Source organism: Pseudarthrobacter sp. NamE5 (assembly GCF_005796225.1).
In the GTDB taxonomy this organism is placed as follows: Bacteria; Actinomycetota; Actinomycetes; order Actinomycetales; family Micrococcaceae; genus Arthrobacter.
Genome location: NZ_VAHO01000019.1, coordinates 20813 through 47167, shown reverse-complemented (window position 1 = coordinate 47167; position 26355 = coordinate 20813). Strand labels below are relative to the sequence as shown.

The window sequence follows — 26355 nt, the reverse complement described above, 5'->3', positions numbered from 1 at the left end:
TTCCGGCCGGAATGTCAGTGGGTCCCATTAGCGTCAGAGATGACCAATAAACGGCCGCTGAGGCCACTCCACAGCGAGAAAGCATTAGAGGTGTGAACCATGGCGGCAGCCCCGGATCGTGCAAAAGCGCTCGAAGCAGCCCTTGCCCAGATCGACAAGCAGTTCGGTAAAGGGTCGGTCATGCGGCTCGGCGATGAAGTCCGGGCCCCGATCGAGGTTATTCCTACCGGCTCCATAGCCCTCGACGTTGCCCTCGGAATTGGCGGCCTGCCCCGAGGCCGGGTCATCGAAATCTACGGGCCGGAATCCTCCGGTAAGACCACCGTTGCCCTGCATGCGGTAGCAAGCGCCCAGCGCGCCGGCGGCATCGCGGCCTTCATTGATGCCGAGCACGCACTGGACCCGGATTACGCTGCCAAGCTTGGCGTGGACACGGACGCCCTCCTCGTTTCGCAGCCGGACACCGGTGAACAGGCCCTGGAGATCATGGACATGCTGGTCGGCTCCGGCTCGCTGGACATCATCGTTATCGACTCCGTGGCAGCCCTGGTGCCGCGCGCGGAAATCGAAGGCGACATGGGCGACAGCCACGTCGGCCTCCAGGCACGGCTCATGAGCCAGGCACTGCGTAAAATTACCGGCCGCCTCAGCCAGACCAAGACCACCGCAATCTTCATCAACCAGCTCCGCGAAAAGATCGGTGTCTTTTTCGGCTCCCCGGAAACCACCACGGGTGGTAAGGCGCTGAAGTTCTATGCCTCTGTCCGCATCGACGTCCGGCGCATCCAGACCCTCAAGGAAGGCGCGGACTCCGTGGGTAACCGCACCAAGGCCAAGATCGTCAAGAACAAGATGGCCCCGCCCTTCAAGGTGGCCGAGTTCGACATCATCTATGGCCAGGGCATTTCCCGTGAGGGCGGCATCATCGATATGGGCGTGGAGCACGGCATCATCAAGAAGTCCGGCTCCTGGTTCACCTACGATGGCGACCAGCTCGGCCAGGGCATGGAGAACTCCCGCCGGTTCCTGCGCGACAACCCGGAGCTGGCCGCCGAACTTGAGCGGCTGATCAAGGAAAAGCTTGGCGTAGGTGTGAAGCCTGCGGAGCCGGAGTCCAAGGACTCCCCGAAGCTGAAGGCCGTTGACGGGTTCTAGCCGTTGACAGGCTTTGACAGCACCCGCCCCCGCCGGCGGAAGGCCGGCGGGCGGGGTGGTGCAACCTTCGAAGGCGCGTCCTCTGGCAGGGCCTCCCAGGACGGCCCGGTTGCCGCCGATGCAGAACCGGACCCTGTTTCCGTGGCGCAGTCCATTGTCTACCGGCAGCTGACCGCTTCGGCGAAGAGCAGGCTTCAGCTCGCGCAGAAGCTGGCCGAGCGGAACATTCCCGGGCACGTTGCTGAGGAAGTACTGGACAGGTTCCAGGAGGCCCGCCTGATCAACGACGCCGAGTTCGCGGACATGTGGGTCCGGAGCCGTGCCCAGTCGCGGAAACTGGCGAGAAGCGCCCTTCGTCGTGAACTGGCGGACAAGGGCATCGACCAGGAAACTGCCGCTGCAGCCTTGGAACAGCTTTCGGACGCCGATGAAGAAGCTGCAGCACGGCAACTGGTGGAGCGGAAGATCCGCCCGGGCCTGGATCTTCAGGACCGGGCTGATCGGGACAAGGTGGCCCGGCGGCTTGCCTCCATGCTGGCGCGCAAGGGCTACCAGCCGTCCCAGGCGTTCCGGATCGTGAACGAGGTCCTGGAAGCGCATGCTTTTTCCGACAGTGGCCAAGCGTAAAGCCGGTACCCTTAACAGGTGAGTTTGACCATCCCTTCCTCCCTTTCCGGTGCCGGCCCCTCCCCAGAAGCCGTCGGCGCCCCACCGTCAGGTGCCTCAAAGCCGCGCACCTATGAAGTCCGCACGTTCGGCTGCCAGATGAACGTCCACGACTCTGAGCGTATGGCCGGCCTGCTTGAGGACGCAGGATATGTACCGGCGGAGGGCGGCCAGGCCGACGTCGTGGTGTTCAACACCTGCGCCGTGCGCGAGAATGCCGACAACAAGCTCTACGGCAACCTGGGGATCCTGGCTCCCGTTAAGGCGGCAAACCCCGGCATGCAGATTGCCGTGGGCGGTTGCCTGGCGCAGAAGGACCGGGAAACCATCCTGAAGAAGGCACCGTGGGTGGATGCCGTGTTCGGCACCCACAATGTCGGCGCCCTGCCAGCCCTGCTGGACCGGGCCCGGCACAACGACGAGGCGCAGCTGGAGATCCTGGAGTCGCTTGACGTCTTTCCGTCCACCCTTCCCACCAAACGCGACTCGGTCTATTCGGGCTGGGTGTCCATCTCTGTAGGCTGCAACAACACCTGCACCTTCTGCATCGTCCCCGCCCTGCGCGGCAAAGAAAAGGACCGCCGGCCGGGCGAGATCCTCGCGGAGATTCAGGCGCTGGTGGACGACGGCGCCATCGAGGTCACGCTCCTTGGCCAGAACGTCAACTCCTATGGCGTGGAGTTCGGCGACCGGCAGGCGTTCTCGAAGCTGCTTCGGGCCTGCGGCGACATCCAGGGCCTGGAACGGGTCCGTTTCACCAGCCCGCACCCCGCCGCCTTCACCGACGACGTCATCGACGCCATGGCCGAGACCCCCAATGTCATGCCGCAGCTGCATATGCCGCTGCAATCGGGATCGGACAGCATCCTGCGGGCGATGAAACGGTCCTACCGGTCTACCAAGTTCCTCGGCATCCTGGACAAGGTCCGGGAGAAAATTCCGCACGCAGCAATCTCCACGGACATCATCGTAGGCTTCCCCGGGGAAACCGAAGAGGACTTCCAGGCGACGCTGGACGTGGTGGAGCAGTCCCGCTTCGCTACCGCCTTCACCTTCCAGTACTCCAAGCGCCCCGGCACCCCTGCTGCTGAACTGCCGGACCAGCTGCCCAAGTCCGTGGTGCAGGAACGGTTTGAACGGCTCACCGCCCTGCAGGACCGGATTGCAGCGGAGGAGAACCGCAAGCAGCTGGGCCGCAGTGTTGAGGTCATGGTGACGGCACAGTCAGGACGCAAGGCAGGGGAAACCCACCGGCTCTCCGGGCGCTCCCGTGACCAGCGGCTGGTCCACTTCTCGGTTCCCGACGGCGCTCCTGCCCCGCGCCCGGGAGACCTCGTCACGGTCACCATCACCGAGGCCGCTTCGTTCCACCTCATAGCGGACCCCACCCTTGAGGAATACCGCCTCAGGCGCTCCCGTGCAGGTGACGCCTGGGACAGGTCGCAGGCGGATTCCTGCGGGGCACCGGCGCCGGATTCAGGCACAGGCGCAAAGGGTGTGTCGCTCGGAATGCCGTCGCTGCCAGTGCGCACCCGCTGACCGGTGCCCGCACCGCCAGTCATCGCCGTCGTCGGCCCCACCGGTTCAGGGAAATCGGATCTCGCGGTCAGCCTTGCCCTGGAGCTCGACGGCGAGGTCATTAACGCCGATGCCATGCAGTTCTATCGCGGCATGGATATCGGCACGGCCAAGATCACCTGGGCGGAGCGCAGGGGAGTGCCGCACCATCTGCTCGACATCCTGGACGTCACCCAGGAAGCCAGCGTTTCGCAATTCCAGCAGCAGGCCAGGGCCACCATTGCCGACGTCCACGCCCGAGGCAAGCGAGCAATTCTCGCCGGCGGCTCTGGCCTTTATGTGCGGGCAGTCTTGGATGTCCTCGAGTTTCCGGGAACAGATGCAGCCCTCCGGCAGCAGTTGGAAGCCGATCTCGCGGCCAAGGGGGCTCCGGCGCTGCTGGAACGCCTGCGCGCGGTGGACCCGGAGTCCGCGGGAAGGGTCTCCGACGCAAGGCGGATCATCCGTGCATTGGAGGTTTACGAACTGACCGGCCGCCCTTTCAGTTCCTTCATGCCGCAGCGCGAGTACTTCCAGCCGGCCATCCAAATCGGGCTCACGGTGGACCGCGACGTACTCCGTGAGCGGCTCGCCCGCCGGGTCCACCGCATGGTGGACAGCGGCCTGCTCGCGGAAGTCCAACGCCTCGACACCCAAGGACTGCGGCAAGGGAAGACCGCTCCCCGGGCCCTTGGCTACTCGCAGTTCCTGCGCGTCATCGACGGGGAGGTGACCATACCCGAGGCCGCGGAGGACACCATCATCGCCACCCGCCAGTTTGCCCGGCGCCAGCTCACCTGGTTCCGCGCAGATCCCCGCATCCAGTGGCTGGACTGGCAGGACCCTGAACTGACTGCCCGCGCCGCCTCGCTCTGCAGGTAAAGGGCATCCGGCCGTTCTAAACCCGCTCCGCCCGGCCGGTACCCTAGAAACCATGGACACCACCCTCGCAAAGACCACCGAGCCGGCCTTCCGTACCCTCAGCGGGCTCCGCTTTTCGAAGGGGCACGGTACCGGCAACGATTTCGTCCTGGTGGCGGATCCCGAAGGCGTCCACACCATCGCGGCCGCGGAAGTGGCAGCGCTGTGCGACAGGCACCGGGGCATCGGTGGTGACGGGCTCATCCGCGCGGTTCCATCGCGCTTTCTGCCCGAAGGCCGCGAACTGTTGGCCGCGGCCCCCGACGCCGAGTGGTTCATGGATTACCGCAACGGCGACGGTTCCCTGTCCGAGATGTGCGGCAACGGCGTCCGCGTCTTCGTCCATTTCCTCCGCACGGAGGGCTTCATTGACCTGCCCGATGGCGGCGCCCTCACCATCGGTACCCGGGCCGGGGTCAAGACCGTCGTGCGGACAGGCGACGACTATGCCGTGGACATGGGACCCTGGCAGTTCATCTTCCCCGGCGAAGCGACCGCCAAGGCGATGGACTCGCTGGTGACCGCCGAGGGCCTGGAAGTTCCGCGCCCCGCACTTTCCGTCAGCATGGGCAACCCGCACACCGTTGTTGCCCTCGCGGAACTCTCCGAACTTGCCGGAACCAGGCTGTTTACCGCGCCCGTCGTGGACCCTGTCCCGGCTAACGGCACCAATGTCGAGTTCGTGGTCCCGGCCGAACCTTTGGTCCATGACGGCGTCGGCTCGGTGACCATGCGCGTGCACGAACGCGGCGTGGGGGAGACCCAGTCCTGTGGAACGGGGGCGTGCGCAGCGGCGGTTGCCATCCGGCACTGGGCGGGCGCAGAAGCCCCCGATGCCTGGCGCATCCACGTCCCGGGAGGAGTGGTGGGCGTCAAGTTCTTCGCTGGCCCAGGCGGCCACGAGCATGTGGAACTCAGCGGCCCCGCAGTCATTGTGGCAACTGGGACGCTTTCCTGATCTTCAGGATCCTGAACGACTTGGACGTCGCTTCCCGGCTGACGCTGAACGACTCGTCCAGCTCAGCAGCGAGCCAGCGCTGAAGCGAGTCCGAACCCAGGTTTTTCTGGACCACCAGCCACGCCGTTCCCCCCGGCGCCAGGCGCGGCAGCCACATCATCAGGAGCGAGTGCAGTTCGTCCTTGCCAATGCGGATGGGCGGGTTGGACCAGATGGTGTCAAAACGGATCGCCGGGTCCACCGCCTCGGGCGTGCTGGCCGTGACGTTGGTAAGTCCCAGTGCCGCGGCGTTCTCGTTGGTCAGCGTGATGCAGCGCTCGTTGACGTCCACTGCATAGACCTTGGAGGAGGGTGCCCGCAGGGCCATGGTCAGGGCAATCGGCCCCCAACCGCAGCCGATGTCCAGGAGGTTTCCCTGCGGCGCCGGCGCCGGAACGTCGGCAAGGAGGATGGCTGTGCCTTTGTCGATGCCGTCCGGGCTGAAGATGCCGCTGGAAGTCTGCAGCCTGCGCGTCTGCCCGGCGAGCTCGACCATGAGGGGCTTGCGGGTGAACGGGCCGGCGGGTGTTGCGCTGAAATAATGTGCGGACTCCATAACTGGCCAGAGTAGTTCCCCCTGCAGCTTAAAGTGAAAATTCGCCCCGGGCTGCTCTGCTACCCTGAATGGCATGTTCCTGATCTTCGAGTAACCGGCACGGGCAAAGCCCGTATCGAAGCCTGTCCTTCCAGCGACAGCCTGTCCCACCCAGCGACGCAGGTTTCTGTACCTTCCGCTGCGTGCACCGGACCAAACGCTCCCGTTTGATCCGGTCGCCGGACAACACTCGAGAACCAGCTTTTATTTGGACTTCCCGCCGTTTCCGGCTGCTTCCGCATCTGCCACGCATCAAAGGCGTGGCACGTCCGCCGTCGACGCTTTCAGCATCGTCCGGCCCAACAAGCCAGGAGGCTTGAATGACCGCAGGCCGTCAGCCCAGCGCGAATACTTCCCCAATCAGCATTAATCAGCACTATTCTGGAACTGCCGAATCTTCAAAGGAGACCATGACCAGCCAGCCCAACACCGGATCAGATCCAGCCGCCCAGGACATGAGCCCTGAGGAAATCCAGGCTGTAATCGACCGGATCCTCTCCAAGGACGTACCGGCCAGGAACCTCAGCACCGCGGGCGGGGGTGAGGAAAGCCGGGGCGGCAAGGCGTTGTTCGGCAAGGCGCAGGCAATATCCAGCCTGGAAGCAGAACACACAACGTATGACGGCGACCAGCAGGATCTGGAGGAACGCCGCGCGCTGCGCCGCACGGCCGGCCTTTCCACCGAGCTTGAAGACGTCACCGAGGTTGAGTACCGCCAGCTGCGCCTGGAACGGGTGGTCCTGGCGGGGCTGTGGTCCGAGGGAACCCTTGCAGATGCCGAGAACTCCCTACGGGAACTCGCCGCCCTCGCCGAAACAGCCGGCTCCGAGGTCCTGGACGGACTGGTCCAGCGCCGGGACAAGCCGGACCCCGGAACCTTCCTTGGGTCAGGCAAGGCCCTTGAACTTAGGGACATCGTGATGTCCACCGGCGCTGACACAGTGGTGGTGGACGCTGAGCTTGCACCCTCCCAGCGTCGTGGCCTGGAGGACATCGTCAAGGTCAAGGTCATCGACCGGACTGCCCTGATCCTGGACATTTTCGCCCAGCACGCCAAGAGCCGCGAGGGCAAGGCCCAGGTGGAGCTGGCGCAGCTGGAGTACCTCCTGCCGCGCCTCCGCGGCTGGGGTGAGTCGATGTCCCGCCAGGCCGGTGGCCAGGTGGGCAGCGCCGCCGCCGGCATGGGCTCGCGCGGTCCCGGTGAAACCAAGATCGAGCTGGACCGCCGCCGGATCCGTACGCGCATGGCCAAGCTGCGGCGCGAGATCGCCGGGATGAAGCCCGCGCGTGAGACCAAACGGGCGAACCGCCGTCGTAATGAAGTGCCTTCGGTGGCAATTGCCGGGTACACCAACGCCGGCAAGTCCTCGCTGCTGAACCGCCTCACCGATGCCGGGGTCCTGGTGGAGAACGCGCTGTTCGCCACCCTGGATCCCACCGTGCGCAAGGCGGAGACTGCCGATGGCTTGGGCTACACGCTGGCCGATACCGTGGGTTTCGTCAGGTCCCTGCCCACCCAGCTGGTGGAGGCGTTCCGCTCCACCCTGGAAGAGGTTGCGGACGCGGACCTGATCCTGCACGTTGTGGATGTGTCGCACCCGGACCCTGAAGGCCAGATCGCGGCCGTCCGGAAGGTCTTCAGCGAGGTGGACGCCCGCAAGGTCCCGGAGATCATCGTCCTCAACAAGGCAGATGCCGCCGATCCCTTTGTGGTGGAGCGGCTCAAGCAGCGCGAACCGCGCCACGTTGTGGTGTCGGCACGCACCGGTCAAGGCATCCAGGAACTGCTCAAGGCCATCAGTAACGCCATTCCGCGGCCTTCCGTGAAGCTCGAGCTGCTTATTCCCTACGACCGCGGGGACCTGGTCAGCAAACTGCACGAATCCGACGCCGAAATCATCAGCGTTGACCACGATGAAGCCGGTACCCGGGCCGTTGTTAAAGTCCGGGAAGGCCTCGCGGCTGAACTGGAACCCTTCGCCAGCAATGACTGACCCCGTGGCTGACCAGGCCACGGGTACGCCCGGCGAGCAGTTCGTCATCGACCTGCTCGACCGGGCTGTCGCCGCCATGGGCGGGCAGAGCAGGGACGGTCAGCACGAGATGGCCAGGCAGGTGGCCCGCGCCATCGAAAGCGGGGACCACCTGCTGGTCCAGGCCGGCACGGGAACCGGAAAGTCCTTGGCCTACCTGATCCCGCTTATCGCCCACGCTCTGGAAAGCGACAAGCCCGCCCTGGTATCCACCGCAACGCTGGCACTGCAGACGCAGATCGTGGGCCGTGACCTGCCCCGGCTGCTCAAGGCGATCACCCCGGCCCTGGACAGGCCCGTCAAGGTCGCCCTCGTCAAGGGACGGTCAAACTACGTCTGCCTGCACAAGCTGGAAGGCGGCTTTCCTTCAGAGGAACCGGCCGAGGGCCAGCTGTTCTCCTTGGGCGAGGACACCAGCGTTCCGCATTTTGCTGCTGCGGCGGGCGGCCCCTCATCCCAGCTCGGCAAGGAGGTGGTGCGGCTGCGGGAGTGGGCGGAAAAGACTGTCACCGGTGACCGCGATGAACTCCTGCCCGGTGTCACGGACCGGGCCTGGCGTCAGGTCTCCGTCACATCGATGGAGTGCCTGGGCGCCCAGAAGTGCCCCATGGCAGCTGAATGCTTCAGCGAGCTTGCCCGCCAAGACGCGGCGGAGGCGGACGTGGTGGTCACCAACCATGCCATGCTCGCGGTCAGCGCCTTCGAAGGACTGGCAGTCCTTCCCGAGTACGACGTCGTGGTGGTGGACGAGGCCCACGAACTGCAGGACAGGGTCACCGGAGCGGTTTCCGGCCAGCTGTCGGTGGCCATGGTGCACGCTGCGGCCGCCGGTGCCCGGAAACACACAGCCATCACCGTTGACGCCCTCAACGCGGCAGCCGCCAACCTGGAGGTTGCCCTTGCCGGAGTGCCGAACGGCCTGCTGCCCAATGGGCTGAACGACGGGCAGCTGGACTGCGTGGACCAGCTGCGTGAGGCCTGCCGTGCCGCGCTCTCCGATTCAAAGGGGGACAGCAGCACAACAGCCGACGGCGGGAGGCAGCTTGCCCGCTCCCGGCTGACGCTCATCCTTGAATTGTGTGAAAGGCTCCTCGCAGCCCGTGAAAACAGGGAGGTGGTATGGATTTCCCGGCCCAGTTCCTTTGACCCGCAGCAGGGATACTCCCAGCCGGATGACACGGCGCCGGCCTTGATCAACGTTGCCCCGCTTTCTGTAGCAGGCAGGCTGCGGGAGGGCCTTTTTTCCGGGCATACCGTGGTGCTTACCTCGGCAACCTTGGCTATTGGTTCCGCCTTCGAACCTGCCGCCGGCGGGCTGGGTCTTGTCGGGGAAGGAGCCCCCAGCTGGACCGGCGTGGACGTGGGGTCTCCCTTCGATTATCCGAAACAGGGCATTCTGTACGTCGCCGGCCATCTGCCGAAGCCGGGCAGAGGGGCATCTCCGGAATCGCTGGCGGAACTGGAATCCTTGATCCGGGCCTCCAACGGCGGTGCATTGTGCCTGTTTTCGTCCCGGCGGGCCGCAGAGGAAGCTGCGGAAGCCCTGCGGCCAAAGCTGGGCATGACCATCCTGTGCCAGGGCGATTCCACCATGACGGCCCTGGTGAAGCAGTTCGCGGACGAGCCCGACACCTGCCTCTTCGGCACCATGTCCCTGTGGCAGGGCGTTGACGTGCCCGGGGGTTCCTGCCGCCTGGTGGTCATAGACCGCATCCCGTTCCCCAGGCCGGACGATCCCCTCATGACAGCCCGCTCACGGGCTGTCGCGCAGGCGGGCGGAAACGGCTTCATGTCCGTGTCTGCCACCCATGCCGCCATCCGCCTTGCCCAGGGGGCAGGCCGGCTGATCCGGTCCACGGGGGACAAGGGAGTAGTGGCCGTGCTTGACTCGCGGCTTGCCACCGAGCGTTACGCGGGGTTCCTCCGCGCGGCCCTGCCGCCCTTCTGGCCGACAACAGACCGGAAGACGGCAGTGGCGGCGCTGGAGAGGCTGGCCCGGGAAAACGCCTGAGTGGGCGGCTACCGGCTACAGGGAACGGAGCACTGAAACGACCTTGCCCATGATGGTGGCATGGTCCCCAAGGATGGGCTCGTACTGCGTGTTCTGGGGGAGCAGCCAGGTATGGCCGTCCCGCTGCCGGAACGTTTTCACTGTGGCCTCGTCATCCAGGAGGGCTGCCACGATGTCACCGTTGGCTGCGTCCGCCTGCCTGCGGACCACCACCCAGTCACCATCGCAAATGGCAGCATCCACCATGGAGTCCCCGGCGACCCTGAGCATGAACAGCTCGCCCTGGCCCACCAGTTGGCGCGGGAGGGGCATGACGTCTTCCACGAGCTGGTCCGCAAGGATGGGACCGCCCGCAGCGATCCGGCCCACCAGGGGAACCATGGCGGTGTCCAGTGCGGTGGGCAGTTCCGTGACCGTTGCGGTGGCCGCTGAAAGCAGGCTGTCAGGCTGTGCAGGCATCTTTGCGGCACCGCCGTCCAGGGTCAGGGGCATCAGCACTTCCATGGCCCGCGGCCGCTTGGGATCGCGGCGGAGGTAGCCGAGTTTTTCGAGCTGGGACAGCTGGTGCGTGACGCTGGAAAGGCTCGCCAGGCCAACGATGTCCCCGATTTCCCGCATCGAGGGAGGATATCCATTCTCGTTGACGGAGCGCTGGATGGTCTCGAGGATTTTCTTTTGCCGTGGCGTCAGGCCCTTGGCGGTCTTCCTTGGTTGCGCGGTTCCCCTGCTCCCGGCGGCTGCTGCTGCCATATTCGCCAATGCCTTTCATTTTCCACCGGGACTTCCCGCGGCGGTGCACTGGAAGATCCCGCCCCAATGTCAGACCCTGCTGATCGACTGTCCGGGTGGTTGTTCTTTCGTTCAAAGCTAGGCCAGCCGCAGGGCTTTTTCAAACATTTGTTCTAGCGAGTCTCGACATTGTTCGTCGATAAGTGCTAAAACAGAGAAAGCAAAGTTCGAATATGTGTTCTACTCAATGCCTGAGGAATTCGAAGATGTTGTCGGAAAGGGGTCGGCGCCGGAAGGCAGCCAGCCCTGGAAGGCAGGCAAAGGGAAGACATCCGGGCAGCACAGTATGGTCCAGGAGGGCTAAGGTCATGTCAGCTACATCTGTTTCGCGGAGTCCACGTCAACAACTGCACCCGGTGCAGCACCTCTTCTCCGAATCGGGAATGCGGCCGGAGGTGCGCCAGGCGCCCCTTCCGCCCCTGCGGCTCACCCGCCGCGGGCGTATCGTGCTGATTGGAATTCCACTCATCCTGCTGGCAGCCCTGCTGCTCTCACTGGCAGGTTTTTTCAACGCGCCGGCCAAGGCGTCGGACTCTGCCGAGGATCTCACCGCCACGCCCACGGTCCCGGTGACGGTCCAGTCCGGCGAGTCGCTGTGGGGCATTGCGGCCAACGTGGCGCCGCAACGGGATGCGCGCGACGTTGTTGCGGACATCGTTCAGCTGAACAACCTTTCGTCCGGCGCTGTCTTCCCTGGCCAGCGGCTGTTCGTGCCGGCCGCGTAGGCCATCATGCTCTGCCTGCTGGAGTCGCCGCCGGGAGGCGACGCTGAAGGCGAACAGGGGCCGTCACATTTTCGGGTGTCCTGCAGGGGCACTAAACTGTTCAGGTGAATGACCAGCTAGAGCGCCTGAACCGGCTTCCCCTCCGCAGCAACCTTCGCGGGCTTACCCCTTACGGTGCACCGCAGCTGGATGTCCCCATTCTCCTCAACGTCAACGAGAACACCCATGGTGTCCCGGCGGACGTCCGGGCAGCGATCACGAAGGCTGTTTCCGAGGCTGCCGCGGGACTCAACCGCTATCCCGACCGCGAATTCACCGAGCTGCGGAAAGCGCTGGCGGAATACCTGGGCCACGGGTTGGATGAGTCCAACCTCTGGGCCGCCAACGGGTCCAATGAGGTGCTCCAGCAGATACTCCAGGCCTTCGGTGGCCCGGGGCGTACAGCGCTCGGCTTCCCGCCCACGTACTCCATGTATCCGTTGCTCGCCAGCGGAACGGACACCGAATACATCGTGGGGGAGCGGGCTGAAGGATATGACCTCAGCGCGGAATCTGCTGCACGGCAGGTCGGGGAACTGCGTCCCAACATTGTGTTCCTCTGCTCGCCCAACAACCCCACGGGAACGGGCCTGGGACTGGATGTGGTGGAAGCAGTCTACGAGGCCGGCGAAGCCAGCCGGACCATCGTCATCGTTGATGAGGCGTACCACGAGTTCGCCCATGACGGAACGCCCAGCGCCCTGACGCTGCTCCCCGGGCGGGAACGGTTGATCGTTTCCCGGACCATGAGCAAGGCGTTCGCCCTGGCCGGGGCCCGGCTCGGCTATATGGCGGCGGCCCCCGAAGTTACTGATGCCCTGCGGCTTGTCCGGCTTCCATACCACCTCTCCGCCATTACGCAGGCAACGGCCCTCGCTGCGCTCCAGCACCGTGAGGCGCTGATGGCGGATGTGGAAGACATCAAAAAGCAGCGGGACCGTATCGTAGCCGAGCTAACGCGGATGGGGCTCAAGCCTGCCGCCTCAGACTCCAACTATGTCTTCTTCGGCGGCTTGGAAGACCCCCACCGCGTCTGGCAGGAACTGCTGAACGCCGGTGTGCTCATCCGCGATGTGGGGATTCCTGGCCATCTGCGTGTCACCGCGGGAACTGAGACCGAAACCACAGCCTTCCTCACCTCCCTGGAAAACATCCTTGCAAACCAGGCCGCGCTTCCCGCCTAGACTGGAAGTACGGCGCTGGACGCCCGAACAAACCCATTTCCTGCCCAAAAGGACCCTAAGCATGAGTACCACCGGATCGAACGTGGCTGCGGCCCGGACTGCCCGCATGGAACGCGCCACCAGCGAGTCGTCCGTGCTTGTCGAAATCAACCTTGACGGCACCGGCAGCGCGGACATCGACACGTCGGTGCCGTTCTACGATCACATGCTGACGGCTCTCTGCAAGCACTCCCTGATTGACATGACGGTCAAGGCCACGGGGGACATCCACATCGATGTCCACCACACAGTGGAAGATGTCGCCATCACCTTCGGCGAGGTGCTGCGCACCGCACTGGGCAACAAGGCGGGCATCCGCCGTTTCGGCGAAGCTACCGTCCCCTTGGATGAAGCTCTGGCCCACGCCGTCGTTGATGTTTCCGGGCGTCCCTATCTGGTGCACGGCGGCGAGCCCGCCGGCCAGGAGTACCACCTGATCGGCGGACACTTCACCGGGTCCCTCACCCGCCACGTTTTCGAAGCAATCACGCTGCACGCAGGAATTTGCCTGCACATGAACGTCATCGCCGGCCGGGACCCGCACCACATCGTCGAGGCCCAGTTCAAGGCGTTCGCCCGGGCGCTGCGCGCGGCCGTGGAACCGGACCCCCGCGTTGAGGGAATCCCCTCCACCAAGGGTGCACTGTGAGCGGCCAGGTCCTTCGGGACGGCGCCATCATCGACCCCTCCGCCTCCCGGAAGCTGCCTTCGCCCGAGGGAAAGCCGACGGTCACCGTCCTGGACTACGGTTCAGGCAACGTCCGCTCGGCCGTGCGCGCCCTGGAGCGGGCGGGCGCAGAAGTCATCCTCAGCTCAAAGCCGGAGGACGTCCTGAACGCGGATGGCCTGGTGGTTCCTGGCGTCGGCGCCTTCGAGACTGTGATGCGTGAGCTCAAAGCCGTGGACGGCATCCGCCTCATCGGCAGGCGCGTTGCAGGCGGACGGCCCGTCCTGGGCATCTGCGTAGGCCTCCAGGTTCTCTTTGAGGCCGGTGTCGAACACGGCACTGAGGCGGAAGGCATCGGTGAGTGGCCCGGGAAGGTTGAGCTCCTGCCGGCGGAGGTTGTGCCGCACATGGGCTGGAACACCGTAAAGGTGCCGGAGGGCTCCAAGCTGTTTGCCGGCGTCGAGAGCGAGCGGTTCTACTTTGTGCACTCGTATGGTGTCCAGGAATGGAACTTCGACGTTGTCCAGCCGCGGATGGCTCCGCCCCTGGTGACTTGGTCCGAGCACGGCGCGCCGTTCATCGCCGCCGTCGAAAACGGTCCGCTGTGTGCCACCCAGTTCCACCCGGAGAAATCCGGGGACGCCGGCGCCCGCCTGCTGCATAACTGGGTCGAGGCCCTGCGCAGGCCGGCAGGCACCCCGGAACCGGGCAGCACCACACAGACACCGGCCGGCGGCACAGCGTAGATGTGGTCCATCCTCCTCATGGGGCTCGCCGGACTGCTCATTGGTGGCGCCCTGTCCTTTAGGCAGCAGCACAAGCCGCTCTGGACCCAGATTTCGTTTTACGTCCTGGCGGGCATGTCGCTGCTGGCCGCCTACCTGCTGACGCTGCCGGCCGCCTGACCGGCGCTACCCCACATCCCCCAACCCTGAGGATAGACATGACCACCGCCACCGAACTGCCGGTTCTTGAACTGCTGCCCGCCGTCGATGTCGTCAACGGCCAAGCCGTCCGGCTGGTCCAGGGGGAAGCGGGCAGTGAGACCAGCTATGGAACCCCGCTGGAAGCCGCGCTGAACTGGCAGCAGCAGGGCGCAGAATGGGTGCACCTGGTGGACCTTGACGCCGCTTTCGGCCGCGGCTCCAATGCGGAGCTGCTCCGCGAAGTAGTGGGCCGGCTGGACATTAAGGTGGAGCTTTCCGGCGGACTGCGGGACGACCAGACCCTTGAAGCGGCCCTGGACCTGGGCGTCGCCCGCGTCAACCTGGGAACAGCCGCTTTGGAGAACCCCGAGTGGACCCGCCGGGCCATCGAGCGCTTTGGCGACAAAATCGCCGTCGGCCTGGATGTGCGCGGCACCACCCTCGCCGGCCGGGGCTGGACCAAGGAGGGCGGTGACCTCTGGGATGTTTTGGGCCGCCTTGAGGAAGCCGGATGCAGCCGTTATGTGGTCACGGACGTCACCAAGGACGGCACTCTTCAGGGGCCCAACGTGGAACTCCTGCGCCAAATGGTGGAGAAGACCGGTAAGCCGGTGGTGGCATCGGGCGGCATCTCCAGCCTCGACGACCTCAAGGTCCTGCGTTCACTGGTTCCCTTGGGCGTTGAAGGCGCCATCGTGGGCAAGGCACTCTACGCCAACGCTTTCACGCTGCCCGAAGCACTCGACGTCGCCGGCCGCCGCTAGGCTTCCCGCCCGGACCGAAGGACCGCCATGGCCAGCAACGAACCCGCAGCTCCGTCCCCGCGCCCGCTTCCCGGGCATATCGCTGCTGCGCTGGCCGGTGCGGGCGGTCCGGCGGACTCTGCCGGCCAGCCCTGGGCGGGCCGGAGCCTGGCAGGCGAGCAGGCCAGAATTCATAACTTTGACGACGACGACGGAACGGCCGACGACGGCTACCTCGCCGCGGTAGCGGCGCTTCGGGGCGGAACAGGGAATGAAGCCGGCGTGATCGCCTCGCTGGCGACGGCGCGCGTCTTCATCCCCATCGTCGCCCAGCTCGCCGAGGAGGCGGACGGACTGCATGGGCTGCACTCCGATAAGCAGGCGGACATGGCACTCGTCACGCTCAAGGCGGCCGACGGCAGGACTGCACTGCCCGCCTTCACTTCCACCGCCGCGTTGACGGCCTGGCATCCTAAAGCGAGGCCAGTCGCCGTCTTCGCTGCCCGGGCTGCCCTTTCCGCCGTTGCAGAAGGCGCGGAGCTGCTGGTCCTGGACCCCGGCTCGGACTTCACCTTTGTTGTCCGCCGTCCGGCAGTATGGGCGCTGGCGCAGCAGCATGATTGGATCCCGTCCTACGCAGACGAGGAACTCGCTGCCGAAATGGGCCGCGCCGCCGCGGATTTTTCCGCGGTGCGGAACATTGAACTGGTACCCGGCAGGGGAGTGGCCTCGCGGGCAGCTGACGGATCTGTCGTGGCCGGCGGCGGCGCAGGTCCCGAACTGCAGGTAGTGCTTTACCTTGAGGACGGACTGGACGCCGCCGGGGTGCAGGAGCTGGTGACGGGGCTCCAGACGCAGTGGTCGCGGAATGTATTGTTTGGGGAGCGCGTCGACTCGATAGACATCAAGTTGAGGCGCGCCGACCACTAGCCGGCAGCAAGGCGGGGTGATCCCCGGCCCACTGCGGCAGACGTAAGGATCACTTTCGTGAATTTCGCTCTCTACCGGGAGTTGCTCGCCGTCCGGCCCATCCGCAGGCTGCTGCTGGTGGGCATGGTTGCCCGGGTTCCCCACTCCGCCGCAGGCGTGCTGCTGACCCTGCACATCGTCCTCACCCTGGACCAGGGGTATGCCGCAGCAGGCGCTGCGGCCGCTGTGATGACCATCGGTATCGCCGTTGGTGCTCCCTGGCGCGGGCGGCGGGTGGACACCGTCGGACTGCGCACCGCCCTGATCCCGTCCGTGATCTCGGAAACCGTCATCTGGTCCATCGTTCCCCATGTGTCCTACCAATGGCTTCTGCCGCTGGTGTTTGTGGGCGGCCTGCTGACGCTCCCCATCTTCAGCGTGGTGCGCCAGTCGCTCGGCGTGCTGGCCGACGGAGACCAGCGGCGCACCGCCTTCGCCCTGGATGCGATCACCACCGAGATGGTGTTCATGATCGGTCCCGCTGCCGGTGCCATCGTGGCCACCAGCGGATTCACGGTGCTGGGCCTGACCGTGGTGGGGGTATCCACGTCACTGGCCGGGCTGTTCCTGATGTGGTTCAACCCGCCCACCCGGAGTGCCGCGCAGACCGTGGAATGCGGCGACGACGAGCGTCACGCTGCCGAAGCCGCTGTGGTCACGGCCGCCCCCGCACACCTGCAGGAGCCGGCAGCGGAACTGGCGCATGCGGAAGCACGTGGAAGGCCCGGCCTCCGGGGCAAGATGGCGCACAACTTTGCGTGGTTCACTGCCGCGGTCGCGGCCGTTTTTGCCGTTGCAGCAGGTGCCGGCATGGTGTTGAGCGGGACGGACGTCGGGATTGTTGCCGCCTTGGAGCTGGGCGGGCACCAGCGCGAGATCGGCATTGTCTTTGTCTTTTGGTGCGCCGCCTCCGTGGTGGGCGGCCTCGTATACGGGGCAATGCACCGGCCCGTCTCGCCCATTGTCCTGTTGCTGGGCATGGCTGCCCTGACCATCCCCATGGGATTCGCCCACGACACCTGGACGCTGGCCTTCGCCTCACTCCTGCCGGGACTGCTGTGCGCACCCGTGCTGTCCTCCGCTTCGGAAAAGGTGGCCGACCTGGTGGCTGAGGAACGGCGCGGGGAGGCCATGGGCTGGTACGGGTCCGCGCTGACCGCCGGGGTTGCCTTAGGTGCGCCGCTTGCGGGCGTCTTCATCGACAGCACGGGCCCGTCCGGAGGTTTTGTCTCAGTGGGAGTGGCCGGCGTGGCGCTCTGCTTTGCGGGCCTGGTCCTGCAGGAGCGGCGCCGGCGCAGGGTTTCAGCGTAGGCCGGCTTGAGGGTTCTCCTGCGAGTGGGGTTAAACGCGCGACGGCGGGCCGGCCTTTGGAGGCCGGCCCGCCGTCGCGGATTGCCAAAAAGCTTTAGTTGACTGCGCCCGTGTACTTCTCACCGGGACCCTTGCCCGGGGCGTCGGGGATCAGTGACTCTTCGCGGAAGGCCAGCTGCAACGAACGGAGGCCATCGCGCAACGGGCCGGCATGCTGGGACCCAATCTCCGGGGCGGCCGCCGTGACCAGGCCTGCCAGCGCGGTGATAAGTTTCCGGGCCTCGTCCAGGTCCTTGAGTTCCTCGGCGTTGTCCTCGGCGGCAAGCCCAAGCTTGACGGCAGCGGCGCTCATGAGGTGGACGGCAGCGGTGGTGATGACCTCCACGGCGGGCACCTCGGAGATGTCCCGGATTTGCTGGGAGACATCCGCGGGGCCGGCCGGCTCGAAAACGTGTGAATTACTGTCTGGGGTGCTCATACTGGTAAGCTTGACATAGACCGACTGGATGTCGTTATTTCAGGATTGCACCAACAATCAGGTTCCCACCGGCGCTTACTGCGTTGACGGGAATTTTTTCTGTAAAATGACATGCAGTTTGCAAGCGGAGTTCTCTCCCACCCGCGTCAGCCGCTGTTCCGGACGTTCATCACGAACACCTCCGGACGTAAGGTTGCCGGGTACCTGGTTGGGCATGGAAACGGCGTTGGCCGGATCCCGTGCATGCAGTCCCTGACGGGGACCCGCATCCCAATCTTTTAGAGGCCTTCGATTGCTCCGGCAGTTGGGGGCCTTCTCCAGTTTCCGGGATTCCACAACAACAACAGGAGCTTTAACATTAGCGAGCCAAGAATCAATGAGCGTATCCGCGTCCCCGAGGTGCGGCTGGTCGGCCCTGCAGGTGAACAGGTAGGAATCGTCCGTATTGAGGATGCCCTGCGTCTGGCTGCCGAGTCCGACCTTGATCTCGTTGAAGTTGCACCTCAGGCCAAGCCTCCGGTGTGCAAGCTGATGGACTTCGGCAAGTACAAGTACGAGGCTGCGGTTAAGGCGCGTGAAGCACGGAAGAACCAGACGAACACCGTTCTGAAGGAAATCCGTTTCCGCCTGAAGATCGACACCCACGACTACGAGACCAAGCGCGGGCATGCACTGCGCTTCCTCGGCGCCGGGGACAAGGTCAAGGCCATGATCCAGTTCCGCGGCCGCGAGCAGCAGCGTCCGGAAATGGGCATCCGCCTGCTCCAGCGCTTTGCCGACGACGTTGCCGAAGTTGGCGTGGTGGAGTCCAGCCCCCGGATTGACGGCCGCAACATGGTCATGGTGGTCGGTCCGCTGAAGAACAAGGCAGAGGCCAAGGCTGAAGCGCGCCGCGCCACGCAGCGTGCTGAGGCAAAAGCGCAGAACGAAGCCAAGGCGTCCGGCCGCGTGGACACTTCCGGGAATGACCAGGCCCCCCTGACCCAGTCACTGGCGGACCTGCTTCCCGAGGGGTTCACCGTCTCCACGGAGCCTGCTGCAGAAGCGGAAACGCCGGTGCAGGAGCCGGCTGCCGCCGTCGAACCTGCCGCGGCCGAGGCTCCCGCAGAGGTTGCCGAAGCACCCAGGCGGGAGGCGCCGAAGGCAGCTCCAAAGGCAGCCGCGGCAAAGGCTGCACCAAAGGCCGCAGAGCCCAAGGCTGCTCCCGCCCCGAAGCCAGAAGCCGCCAAGCCTGCTGCAGCCACACCTGCTGCGCCGAAGCCGGCAGCGGTTCCGGCTCCGCCGAAGCCCGTGGCCAGGCCCGCTGCGCCCAAGCCTGCTGCCCGCCCTGTCCCCAAGGCAGCGCCCAAGCCGGCCGGTAAGAAGACCACTTAGTCCACAGCTGCCGGAGGTTCATCCCTCCGGCAGTCAGCAACCAGCACGCTGCCCGAAGGGGCGGCTGCGTGATAGAGCTGCAGGCCCAGCCTGCGGATACGTAAGGAGATCGGTTCCCATGCCGAAGATGAAGACCCACAGTGGTGCCAAGAAGCGCTTCAAGCTGACCGGCAGCGGCAAGCTGCGCCGCCAGCAGGCCAACCGCCGCCACTACCTCGAGCACAAGTCCTCGCGGCTGACCCGTCGCCTTGCCGGTGACAGGATCGTCTTCAAGGGCGACGCCAAGGTCATCCGGAAGATGCTCGGCATCTAATTTCCAAGTTCTTTGACCAGCCACCGCCTGGTGGATGGTCAACTGCCAAAAAGCCTTCTCAGGCCGCCGGGACACCGGCAGTAGATGCTTGGGATCAGATTTTCGAAGGAGTACGCACGTGGCACGTGTGAAGAGGGCTGTCAATGCCCACAAGAAGCGCCGGGTTGTTCTCGAACGCGCAAAGGGCTACCGCGGACAGCGTTCACGCCTGTACCGCAAGGCCAAAGAGCAGCTGCTGCACTCGTTTGTGTACAGCTACGGCGACCGCAAGAAGAAGAAGGGTGACTTCCGCCGCCTGTGGATCCAGCGCATCAACGCTGCTTCCCGCGCCAACGGCCTCACCTACAACCGCCTGATCCAGGGCCTCAAGGCTGCCCAGGTCGAGGTTGACCGCCGTATGCTGGCCGAGCTGGCCGTTTCCGACGCCAACGCTTTCGCAGCGCTGGTCAAGGTTGCCAAGGATTCCCTGCCTGCCGACACCTCAGCCAAGAAGGCTGTTGCCTAGCAACCGCAGGTCCCTCCCAGGAGCAGTTCAGGAACCCGTGGCCCCAGCCACTACAGTTCTTATATGAACGAAACCGGGCGCCCGCAAGATTTTCCACTGTCCAACCCCCGAGCTGATCGGGTGAAGGACGTGGCGAAACTTGCAGGGCGCCCGGCCCGTTTAAAGCGGGGCCATTTCCTCACAGAAGGGCCACAGGCTGTCCGTGAAGCCCTCAAACTCCATCAGCAGCGTGTGGCAGCAGGAGCGACCGGTGTGGTCACCGAAGTGTTCGCGAGCGACAGCTGCCTGGACCGCTTTCCGGAACTTGTAGAGCTGTCCCAAGGCGTGAATTCCCGGCTTGCCACCGACGAGGTCCTGGCTGCCATGGCTGACACGGTCAATCCCCAAGGAATCATTGCCGTCTGCCGTTTCGTGGACGTTCCGCTTGGGGAAGTGCTCGACGCCGGTCCCCGCCTGATTGCCGTCCTCTGCCAGGTGAGGGATCCAGGGAACGCAGGAACGGTCCTGCGTGCGGCTGACTCAGCAGGCGCGGATGCTGTGGTCCTGACAGCTTCCAGCGTTGACATCTACAACCCCAAGGCTGTCCGCTCCACCGCTGGTTCCCTGTTCCACCTTCCGGTGGTGCTTGGGGCAGACATTGGGGAACTTGCAGCTGCCTGCCGGGACAGGGGGATCGGCATCCTTGCAGCCGACGGCTACGGACCCCTTAATTTGGATAACCTTCAGGATGAAAATGCCCGGCGGCGGCTCACGGGGGAGGGCGCTGAATCAGCCTATGCCCTCGAGAGACCCACTGCCTGGCTCTTCGGGAATGAAGCCCAGGGGCTGTCCGAGGAAGAACTTGCACTGGCCGACCACCGGGTTGCGGTACCGGTTTATGGATCCGCGGAGAGCCTCAACCTGGGAACAGCAGCCACGGTCTGCCTCTATGCCAGCGCACGTTCCCAACAGGTCCCCGCAGCGGTCAGCAGCTAGGAACCTGCACCGCTTCCTGGCTCCTTCCGGCACTTCGGACATCAGTAAGTCTCCGGTCCAGTGCAGAACGAAGTGTTGCGGAACGAAATAAGGCCCCGGATGAGCCGGGGCCTTGGTGGTGCTAAATGTTCGGCGCGGTGCACGTCAGGGTGCGCGGGTTGCCTTTCCGCGTCCTGTGATGGCCCCGTAGATGCCGGCGACCACCAGGCCACCGACGATGGCCAGAATCCAGGTGCCGAGGTCGAAGAAAGCCAGATCGCCCCGGTTGAACAGGAGGCTGCCGATCCAGCCGCCTACGATGGCGCCCACGACGCCGAGAACAAGACTGGTAACCCAACCGCCGCCAACCCGTCCCGGCATGACCGCCTTAACGATGGCCCCGACAATGAGGCCGAGGATGATCCAAGCAAGAAAACCCATCTCTCCTCCTTATGTTTACCGGGATGTGATGGTCCCGATGAGGCTCAAGCTAACATAACGCCGACATAAAGTCAGCAGGCTTCTGGAGAGCCTCTGTCCGGCAGGTCGGGGGTTGCCCAGAGGCCTGCGGGCACGGTGCTGGGCTGGTTTTCGCAGCTGACCGGGCTGCTCCTGCCAGGGTCCAGGATCAGGCAGTCAGCGGCCTTTTGCGCTCGAGGAGGCCGCTCGCCACGGCGACGCCCAACCCCAACAGGGCGAGGACGGCACCCACCAGCGCCGGTGCCACGTAGCCCCAGCCCAGCGCGATGACGAGTCCGCCCAGGAACGCGCCAAGGGCGTTGGCGACATTCAGTGCCGCGTGGTTCAGCGACGAGGCCAGGGAAGGGGCGTCCGGCGATGCGTCCAGGAGCCGTGTCTGCAGCGCCGGGATCAGCATGGATCCGGATGCGCCTACCACGAACACCATGACAAATGCAGACCAGGGCCAGTGGGCGGCCACAGCATAGACCACCAAAGCAACAGCAATGGCGGGCAATACGTTGTACAGCGTTCCCATGACCGACCTGTCCGCAATCCTGCCGCCAACGATGTTGCCCGCCACCATTCCCAGGCCGTACAGCGCCACCACCAGCGGAATCAGCGCCGACGGGATGCCCGCGACCAGCGTCATGGTATGGGAAATATAGGTGTAGGTGGCAAAAAATCCACCGAAACCTACAATGCCGATCAGGATGGCCAGCCAGACCTGCAGCCGTTTAAGTGCGCCAAGCTCCCGCCTGATGCTGGCGTCGGGATGGGCCTCCTGGAAGGGGACAAATTTCCACACCATCGCCAGGGTCGCAAGGCCAATGAAGCCCACCAGGATAAAGAGCAGCCGCCATCCGTACGTCTGCCCCAGCCAGGTGGCGAAGGGAACTCCCACGACGTTCGAGATGCTCAGCCCTGCCATCACCATGGAAATTGCCCACCCACGCCGGCTTGGCGGAACCAGGGATGCAGCGATCACAGCTGCCACACCGAAAAAGGCGCCGTGCGGCAGGCCGGCTGCGAACCGGGAGGCGAGCATCGTTCCGTAATCCGGCGCGAGGTAGGAGGCGAAGTTGGCGACGGTAAAGAACAGCATCAGCCCGAGTGCCAGATGCTTGCGGGGGAGTTTGGCGCCGACGGCGGCCAATAAGGGAGCTCCCACTACCACGCCCAGCGCGTAGGCCGAAATGAGGTGGCCGGCTTCGGGCGTAGAGATGGCAAGTCCCTGCTCAACTTCCTTTAACAGGCCCATCATGGTGAACTCCGTCACCCCGATACCCACTCCGCCCATGGCCAGAGAGAAAATGGCCATCGCGAGGTTGGAGGACCTGGTGGAGGCTGCCGTGGACTTTTCGAGGACGCTGCTCATATGCCTGCTTTTTCGGGATTGGAACGGGAAAGGTGCTGAAGCCACGGCAGTGGGGCTGGTCAGACCGGTCCCTGCAAACAACCCGGAATAGTGGAGGGGTATTCCCGAGGCGGGCAAGGGGTCCGGTTCCATCATTGTCCCCCATAGAATAGGGCGGTGACCGGACTGATACAGGTAGTGGGCGGAGCGGTGGTGGACAGCCTCGCGGAGCCTTCCCTGCTGCTCGTGGCCAGGCGCAGCGCACCTGAGAACCTGGCCGGGCTGTGGGAGTTTCCGGGCGGCAAGGTGGAACCCGGCGAGGCGCCGGAGGAGGCACTGGCCCGGGAGCTGTCCGAGGAACTGGGAATTGAAGTCCGCCTGGGTAACGAGTTGGTTTCGGAATTGCCTAGCGGGTGGCCGCTGAACGACCGTGCCAGCATGCGGGTGTGGTTTGCGGAGGTCGCCCACGGGGTGGCCCGGCCGCTCGAAGACCATGACGAGCTGCGCTGGGTGCCGCTGGCTGAAACGGACGCCGTACTTGGCCTGCCGTGGATCCCGGCCGATTTTCCGATCGTGCGGGCCCTGTTGTCTACGTTGTGTATGCCGGCGGGCCAAACAGCAAACTGAGCAACCCGCCCAACTGAACCGCCGGCAATCCAAACGCCAGGAAACTAGAACAGCGTCAGTTGGCCGGCGCCTGCAGGAGTGCCGGAGCCCGGAGTACCCGCTGGTCCTTGCGGGATGATGCCCGCGGGGTACTCGGCTTCCTCGCCCCGGGGATCGTCCTCCAGGTCCCTGTGGCTGAAGCCGGACGAATTGCCGAAACCATGCCGGGCTTTGAAGTACCGGACTTTGCCTGCCAGCCAGGAGCGGTACTCCTTGGCGGCATAGGAGCCTGAGCCGTAGAGCCGGCGGTAACGGCCGGCGAGTTCGGGATGATGGGCGGCGATCCATTTCATGAACCACTCCCTGGTGCCGCCGGGCTTGAGGTAGAGGGCGCCGGCGGTGACGCCGGTGGCCCCTGCTGCCGCAAGGGATGAAAAGAGGGAATCCAGGGCCTCGTCACTGTCCGAGAGCCACGGCAGGATGGGCATGGCCATGACGCCGCATGGAAGGCCCGCTTCACGGAGGCGGGATACGAGCTTGAGCCGGGCCCGCGGTCCCGGCGTTCCCGGCTCCACGGCTTCCGAAAGTGCCTCGTCCGTCATGGCCAGCGAAATGCCCAGGCCCACCGGCACCTGGCTGGCGGCGGTCTTGAGCAGCGGAATGTCCCGTGCCAGCAGCGTCCCCTTGGTGAGGATGGACAGGGGGGTGCCGGACTCGGCCAAAGCAGTGATGATGCCGGGCATCAGCTGGTACCGGCCCTCGGCCCGTTGGTAGGGGTCGGTGTTGGTGCCCAGGGCAACCTGGTGGCGGCCCCAGGACGGTTTGGCCAGCTCTTTCCGCAGCACTTCCGCACTGTTGACTTTCACCACCACCTGCCGGTCAAAGTCCAGCCCGGCGTCGAAATCCAGGTAGGTGTGGGTCTTGCGTGCGAAGCAGTAGACACAGGCGTGACTGCAGCCCCGGTAGGGATTGATGGTCCACTCGAACGGCATCCGGGAGCCGGCAGGCACCCTGTTCAGAACCGACTTGGCGGTGACCTCGTGGAAGGTGATGCCTGCGAACTCTGGAGTGGTGACGGAGCGCACCAGTCCCGCCAGGGGCAGAAGTGCCGGAGCGGCGCCCCCCGAAGCTTCGCCCGGTGGCGGCGTCAGCGTCTGCGCGTCCCATCTCATGAAGACCATTCGAAGTTACGTTCGAATAAAAGTCAAGGCGTGCGGCGACGACGCCGGCCCCACAGCCGGGGGTCCCGAACCTCGTGCGGGGCGGACCCATGACGAAGGGATCCCTTGGCGGGGTAGCCTCCTGCGGCAAGTCCCGCGTGGCGCTCAAAGACGTTGGCCGTGCCCGGGTTTCCGGTCCGCAGCACTGACCAGCCGGCAGCCAGGAGATACAGCGGCAGGAACGGCACGCCAAGGCACCAGGCGTACTGGCTGCAGTGTCTCTCCTCGTGCCGGAGCAGTTCACGCCGGGCCAGCAGTTCGCCGGCAGTGGAACGGCAAAGGACCACGTTTCCCAAGGCAAAGGCCCCCGCAAACGGCAGCCGCCACCGGTACCCGCCCGCAATGAGCAGGCCCCGGGGGCCCTTGGCCAGATCAGTCCGGGCCGCGACGGCCACAGCAAGGCCAAGGAGCGTAGTGCCGTTTACCAGGTTTGCCCCCTGCCTCAGCCGCTGGGCAGCCGTCAGGGGCCCCTGCCCTCCGGATCCCGGCAGCACTGTCATGAGACCATGGTAGCCGGGGCCTTGAATTAGACTGGATGCCAGTGGCCGCCGGTTTCACCGGTGGGCCTTGACCTGGTCATTGGATGCGCTGATTGTTGAGGGCATTCATCCATGACCTGCCAGTGACGGACAAGCCGCGGGGAACCGTACAGGGCTGCCCGTTCACCGGCAGCCACGACTCGTAGCTAAGAACAGTAGATGACTGAAACTTTGCCGGGCGCCGCCATCCCGAATCCCACGGATGGAGCCGCCATTACTGCCGCTGTAGACCAGGCCATCGCCGCCATCGCCGGCGCGGCCGACCTTGACGAGCTGAAGGCGGTGAGGCTTGCCCATACCGGCGAGAAGTCCCCGCTTAGCCTTGCCAACCGAGAGATTGGGAAGCTGCCCAAGGAGCAGAAGGCTGTGGCCGGAAAGCTGATGGGTGCCTCCCGCGGCCGGGTCAATAAGGCGCTCGCGGACCGCACGGCCGAGCTGGAAGCGGAAAACGACGCCCGGATCCTCCTGGAAGAGACAGTTGACGTCACGGCCGCCCCGCGGCGTCGCCGTGCCGGCGCCAGGCACCCGCTGTCCACCCTGCAGGACCGCGTCGCAGACATCTTCGTGGGCATGGGCTGGGAAATTGCGGAAGGACCCGAGGTTGAATCTGAATGGTTCAACTTCGATGCGTTGAATTTCAGGCCGGACCACCCCGCCCGCGAAATGCAGGACACCTTTTTCGTCGAGCCGCCCGAGGCCCACCTGCTGATGCGCACGCACACTTCCCCTGTACAGGTCCGCTCGATGCTCGAACGTGAGCTGCCCATCTACGTGCTGTGCCCGGGCAAGGTGTTCCGCACCGACGAACTGGACGCCACGCACACGCCGGTGTTCCACCAGTTCGAAGGCCTGGCCATCGACAAGAAGCTCAGCATGGCCGATCTCCGGGGCACCCTGGAGCACTTCGCGCGGCAGATGTTCGGCGACGAGGCCCAGATCAGGCTGCGGCCCAACTACTTTCCGTTTACCGAGCCCTCTGCCGAGCTGGACATCTTCCACCCCGGCGCCAAGGGTGGACCCCGGTGGATCGAGTGGGGCGGCTGCGGCATGGTCAATCCCAACGTCCTTCGCGCTGCCGGAATCGACCCGGACGTCTATTCAGGTTTTGCCTTCGGCATGGGCATCGAGCGCACCCTCATGTTCCGCAACGAGGTGGGGGACATGCGCGACATGATCGAAGGCGATGTACGTTTCAGCGAGCACTTCGGGATGGAGATCTAACA

The 26355-nt window shown here is 65.0% G+C and carries 28 protein-coding genes; 21 read left to right on the top strand and 7 right to left on the bottom strand.

Translation table 11 applies throughout. From position 1 onward, the window contains the following. Positions 1-99: 99 nt before the first annotated feature. The 5 genes from recA (at position 100) to dapF (ending at position 5257) form a co-directional block, all read left to right on the top strand. A complete protein-coding gene (gene recA / locus FDW84_RS17495; protein WP_138133250.1) occupies positions 100-1155 on the top strand; it encodes a recombinase RecA in 1056 nt (351 codons plus the stop codon). Between the two features lie 141 nt (positions 1156-1296). Next, complete coding sequence (locus FDW84_RS17490; RefSeq protein ID WP_138610784.1) at positions 1297-1782, top strand: regulatory protein RecX; 486 nt, start codon at positions 1297-1299, stop codon at positions 1780-1782. 18 nt (positions 1783-1800) lie between these two features. Then, positions 1801-3360: a tRNA (N6-isopentenyl adenosine(37)-C2)-methylthiotransferase MiaB gene (gene miaB, locus FDW84_RS17485; RefSeq protein WP_138610765.1), complete on the top strand. Its 1560-nt coding sequence runs from the start codon at positions 1801-1803 to the stop codon at positions 3358-3360. A gap of 3 nt (positions 3361-3363) precedes the next feature. After that, complete coding sequence (gene miaA / locus FDW84_RS17480) at positions 3364-4260, top strand: tRNA (adenosine(37)-N6)-dimethylallyltransferase MiaA (RefSeq protein WP_138610764.1); 897 nt, start codon at positions 3364-3366, stop codon at positions 4258-4260. A 52-nt stretch (positions 4261-4312) separates the two neighbouring features. Beyond that, a complete protein-coding gene (dapF, locus tag FDW84_RS17475; protein WP_138610763.1) occupies positions 4313-5257 on the top strand; it encodes a diaminopimelate epimerase in 945 nt (314 codons plus the stop codon). Here the strand turns inward: dapF and FDW84_RS17470 are convergent. Next, positions 5229-5852 (bottom strand): class I SAM-dependent methyltransferase, encoded by a 624-nt coding sequence (locus FDW84_RS17470; protein WP_138610762.1) that lies wholly within the window; start codon positions 5850-5852, stop codon positions 5229-5231. The genes dapF and FDW84_RS17470 overlap by 29 nt on opposite strands. Positions 5853-6301: 449 nt before the next feature. On the opposite strand from FDW84_RS17470, the gene hflX reads away from it, so the two are divergent. Further along, positions 6302-7885 carry a GTPase HflX gene (hflX, locus tag FDW84_RS17465; protein ID WP_138610761.1) on the top strand — a complete coding sequence of 528 codons (1584 nt, stop codon included), beginning with the start codon at positions 6302-6304 and terminating at the stop codon, positions 7883-7885. Then, a complete protein-coding gene (locus FDW84_RS17460; RefSeq protein ID WP_138610760.1) occupies positions 7878-9935 on the top strand; it encodes an ATP-dependent DNA helicase in 2058 nt (685 codons plus the stop codon). The genes hflX and FDW84_RS17460 overlap by 8 nt, the downstream gene beginning before the upstream one ends. Positions 9936-9950: 15 nt before the next feature. Here FDW84_RS17460 and lexA read toward each other — a convergent pair whose 3' ends face one another. Beyond that, positions 9951-10685 carry a transcriptional repressor LexA gene (gene lexA / locus FDW84_RS17455; RefSeq protein WP_138610759.1) on the bottom strand — a complete coding sequence of 245 codons (735 nt, stop codon included), beginning with the start codon at positions 10683-10685 and terminating at the stop codon, positions 9951-9953. 422 nt (positions 10686-11107) lie between these two features. Here lexA and FDW84_RS17450 point away from each other — a divergent pair, with 422 nt between their 5' ends. The 8 genes from FDW84_RS17450 to FDW84_RS17420 all read left to right on the top strand — a co-directional run bounded on the left by FDW84_RS17450 (position 11108) and on the right by FDW84_RS17420 (position 17327). Then, entirely contained in the window at positions 11108-11449 is a 342-nt protein-coding gene (locus FDW84_RS17450) for a LysM peptidoglycan-binding domain-containing protein (protein ID WP_138610783.1), read from the top strand. A gap of 104 nt (positions 11450-11553) precedes the next feature. Further along, positions 11554-12672 carry a histidinol-phosphate transaminase gene (locus FDW84_RS17445; RefSeq protein ID WP_138610758.1) on the top strand — a complete coding sequence of 373 codons (1119 nt, stop codon included), beginning with the start codon at positions 11554-11556 and terminating at the stop codon, positions 12670-12672. 61 nt (positions 12673-12733) lie between these two features. Next, entirely contained in the window at positions 12734-13360 is a 627-nt protein-coding gene (gene hisB, locus FDW84_RS17440) for an imidazoleglycerol-phosphate dehydratase HisB (RefSeq protein WP_138610757.1), read from the top strand. Next, positions 13357-14124, top strand: coding sequence for an imidazole glycerol phosphate synthase subunit HisH (hisH, locus tag FDW84_RS17435; RefSeq protein ID WP_138610756.1), 768 nt, complete (start codon positions 13357-13359; stop codon positions 14122-14124). Before hisB ends, hisH begins: the two co-directional genes overlap by 4 nt. Continuing rightward, positions 14125-14283 carry a hypothetical protein gene (locus tag FDW84_RS19405; RefSeq protein ID WP_171046827.1) on the top strand — a complete coding sequence of 53 codons (159 nt, stop codon included), beginning with the start codon at positions 14125-14127 and terminating at the stop codon, positions 14281-14283. It abuts the gene before it with no gap. 38 nt (positions 14284-14321) lie between these two features. Further along, positions 14322-15068 (top strand): bifunctional 1-(5-phosphoribosyl)-5-((5-phosphoribosylamino)methylideneamino)imidazole-4-carboxamide isomerase/phosphoribosylanthranilate isomerase PriA, encoded by a 747-nt coding sequence (gene priA, locus FDW84_RS17430; protein ID WP_138610755.1) that lies wholly within the window; start codon positions 14322-14324, stop codon positions 15066-15068. A 27-nt stretch (positions 15069-15095) separates the two neighbouring features. Continuing rightward, positions 15096-15977 carry an SseB family protein gene (locus tag FDW84_RS17425; RefSeq protein ID WP_138610754.1) on the top strand — a complete coding sequence of 294 codons (882 nt, stop codon included), beginning with the start codon at positions 15096-15098 and terminating at the stop codon, positions 15975-15977. Between the two features lie 57 nt (positions 15978-16034). After that, on the top strand, positions 16035-17327 hold the full coding sequence (locus FDW84_RS17420) for an MFS transporter (RefSeq protein ID WP_138610753.1): 1293 nt from the start codon (positions 16035-16037) through the stop codon (positions 17325-17327). Between the two features lie 94 nt (positions 17328-17421). Here FDW84_RS17420 and FDW84_RS17415 read toward each other — a convergent pair whose 3' ends face one another. Next, entirely contained in the window at positions 17422-17805 is a 384-nt protein-coding gene (locus FDW84_RS17415; protein WP_138610752.1) for a DUF1844 domain-containing protein, read from the bottom strand. Between the two features lie 399 nt (positions 17806-18204). On the opposite strand from FDW84_RS17415, the gene infC reads away from it, so the two are divergent. The 4 genes from infC (at position 18205) to FDW84_RS17395 (ending at position 20972) form a co-directional block, all read left to right on the top strand. Next, positions 18205-19179 (top strand): translation initiation factor IF-3, encoded by a 975-nt coding sequence (gene infC / locus FDW84_RS17410; protein WP_240721577.1) that lies wholly within the window; start codon positions 18205-18207, stop codon positions 19177-19179. 118 nt (positions 19180-19297) lie between these two features. Further along, a complete protein-coding gene (gene rpmI / locus FDW84_RS17405) occupies positions 19298-19492 on the top strand; it encodes a 50S ribosomal protein L35 (protein ID WP_018771575.1) in 195 nt (64 codons plus the stop codon). Between the two features lie 118 nt (positions 19493-19610). Next, entirely contained in the window at positions 19611-19997 is a 387-nt protein-coding gene (gene rplT, locus FDW84_RS17400) for a 50S ribosomal protein L20 (protein WP_138133233.1), read from the top strand. Positions 19998-20060: 63 nt separating this feature from the next. Continuing rightward, complete coding sequence (locus tag FDW84_RS17395; RefSeq protein WP_138610750.1) at positions 20061-20972, top strand: TrmH family RNA methyltransferase; 912 nt, start codon at positions 20061-20063, stop codon at positions 20970-20972. A gap of 144 nt (positions 20973-21116) precedes the next feature. Here FDW84_RS17395 and FDW84_RS17390 read toward each other — a convergent pair whose 3' ends face one another. Further along, on the bottom strand, positions 21117-21392 hold the full coding sequence (locus FDW84_RS17390; RefSeq protein ID WP_009358633.1) for a GlsB/YeaQ/YmgE family stress response membrane protein: 276 nt from the start codon (positions 21390-21392) through the stop codon (positions 21117-21119). A gap of 187 nt (positions 21393-21579) precedes the next feature. Then, the gene (locus FDW84_RS17385; protein ID WP_138610749.1) at positions 21580-22788 is read right to left on the bottom strand and encodes an MFS transporter; all 1209 of its coding nucleotides are present in this window, start codon (positions 22786-22788) and stop codon (positions 21580-21582) included. Positions 22789-22944: 156 nt separating this feature from the next. Here FDW84_RS17385 and FDW84_RS17380 point away from each other — a divergent pair, with 156 nt between their 5' ends. Beyond that, the gene (locus tag FDW84_RS17380; protein WP_138610748.1) at positions 22945-23394 is read left to right on the top strand and encodes a (deoxy)nucleoside triphosphate pyrophosphohydrolase; all 450 of its coding nucleotides are present in this window, start codon (positions 22945-22947) and stop codon (positions 23392-23394) included. 44 nt (positions 23395-23438) lie between these two features. On the opposite strand, the gene FDW84_RS17375 is transcribed toward FDW84_RS17380, so the two are convergent. Both FDW84_RS17375 and FDW84_RS17370 read right to left on the bottom strand, forming a co-directional pair. Continuing rightward, the gene (locus FDW84_RS17375) at positions 23439-24545 is read right to left on the bottom strand and encodes an Rv2578c family radical SAM protein (RefSeq protein WP_138610747.1); all 1107 of its coding nucleotides are present in this window, start codon (positions 24543-24545) and stop codon (positions 23439-23441) included. Between the two features lie 32 nt (positions 24546-24577). Beyond that, positions 24578-25093: a hypothetical protein gene (locus FDW84_RS17370; RefSeq protein ID WP_240721576.1), complete on the bottom strand. Its 516-nt coding sequence runs from the start codon at positions 25091-25093 to the stop codon at positions 24578-24580. A gap of 198 nt (positions 25094-25291) precedes the next feature. Here FDW84_RS17370 and pheS point away from each other — a divergent pair, with 198 nt between their 5' ends. Continuing rightward, on the top strand, positions 25292-26353 hold the full coding sequence (gene pheS, locus FDW84_RS17365; protein ID WP_138610746.1) for a phenylalanine--tRNA ligase subunit alpha: 1062 nt from the start codon (positions 25292-25294) through the stop codon (positions 26351-26353). Positions 26354-26355 lie beyond the last annotated feature (2 nt).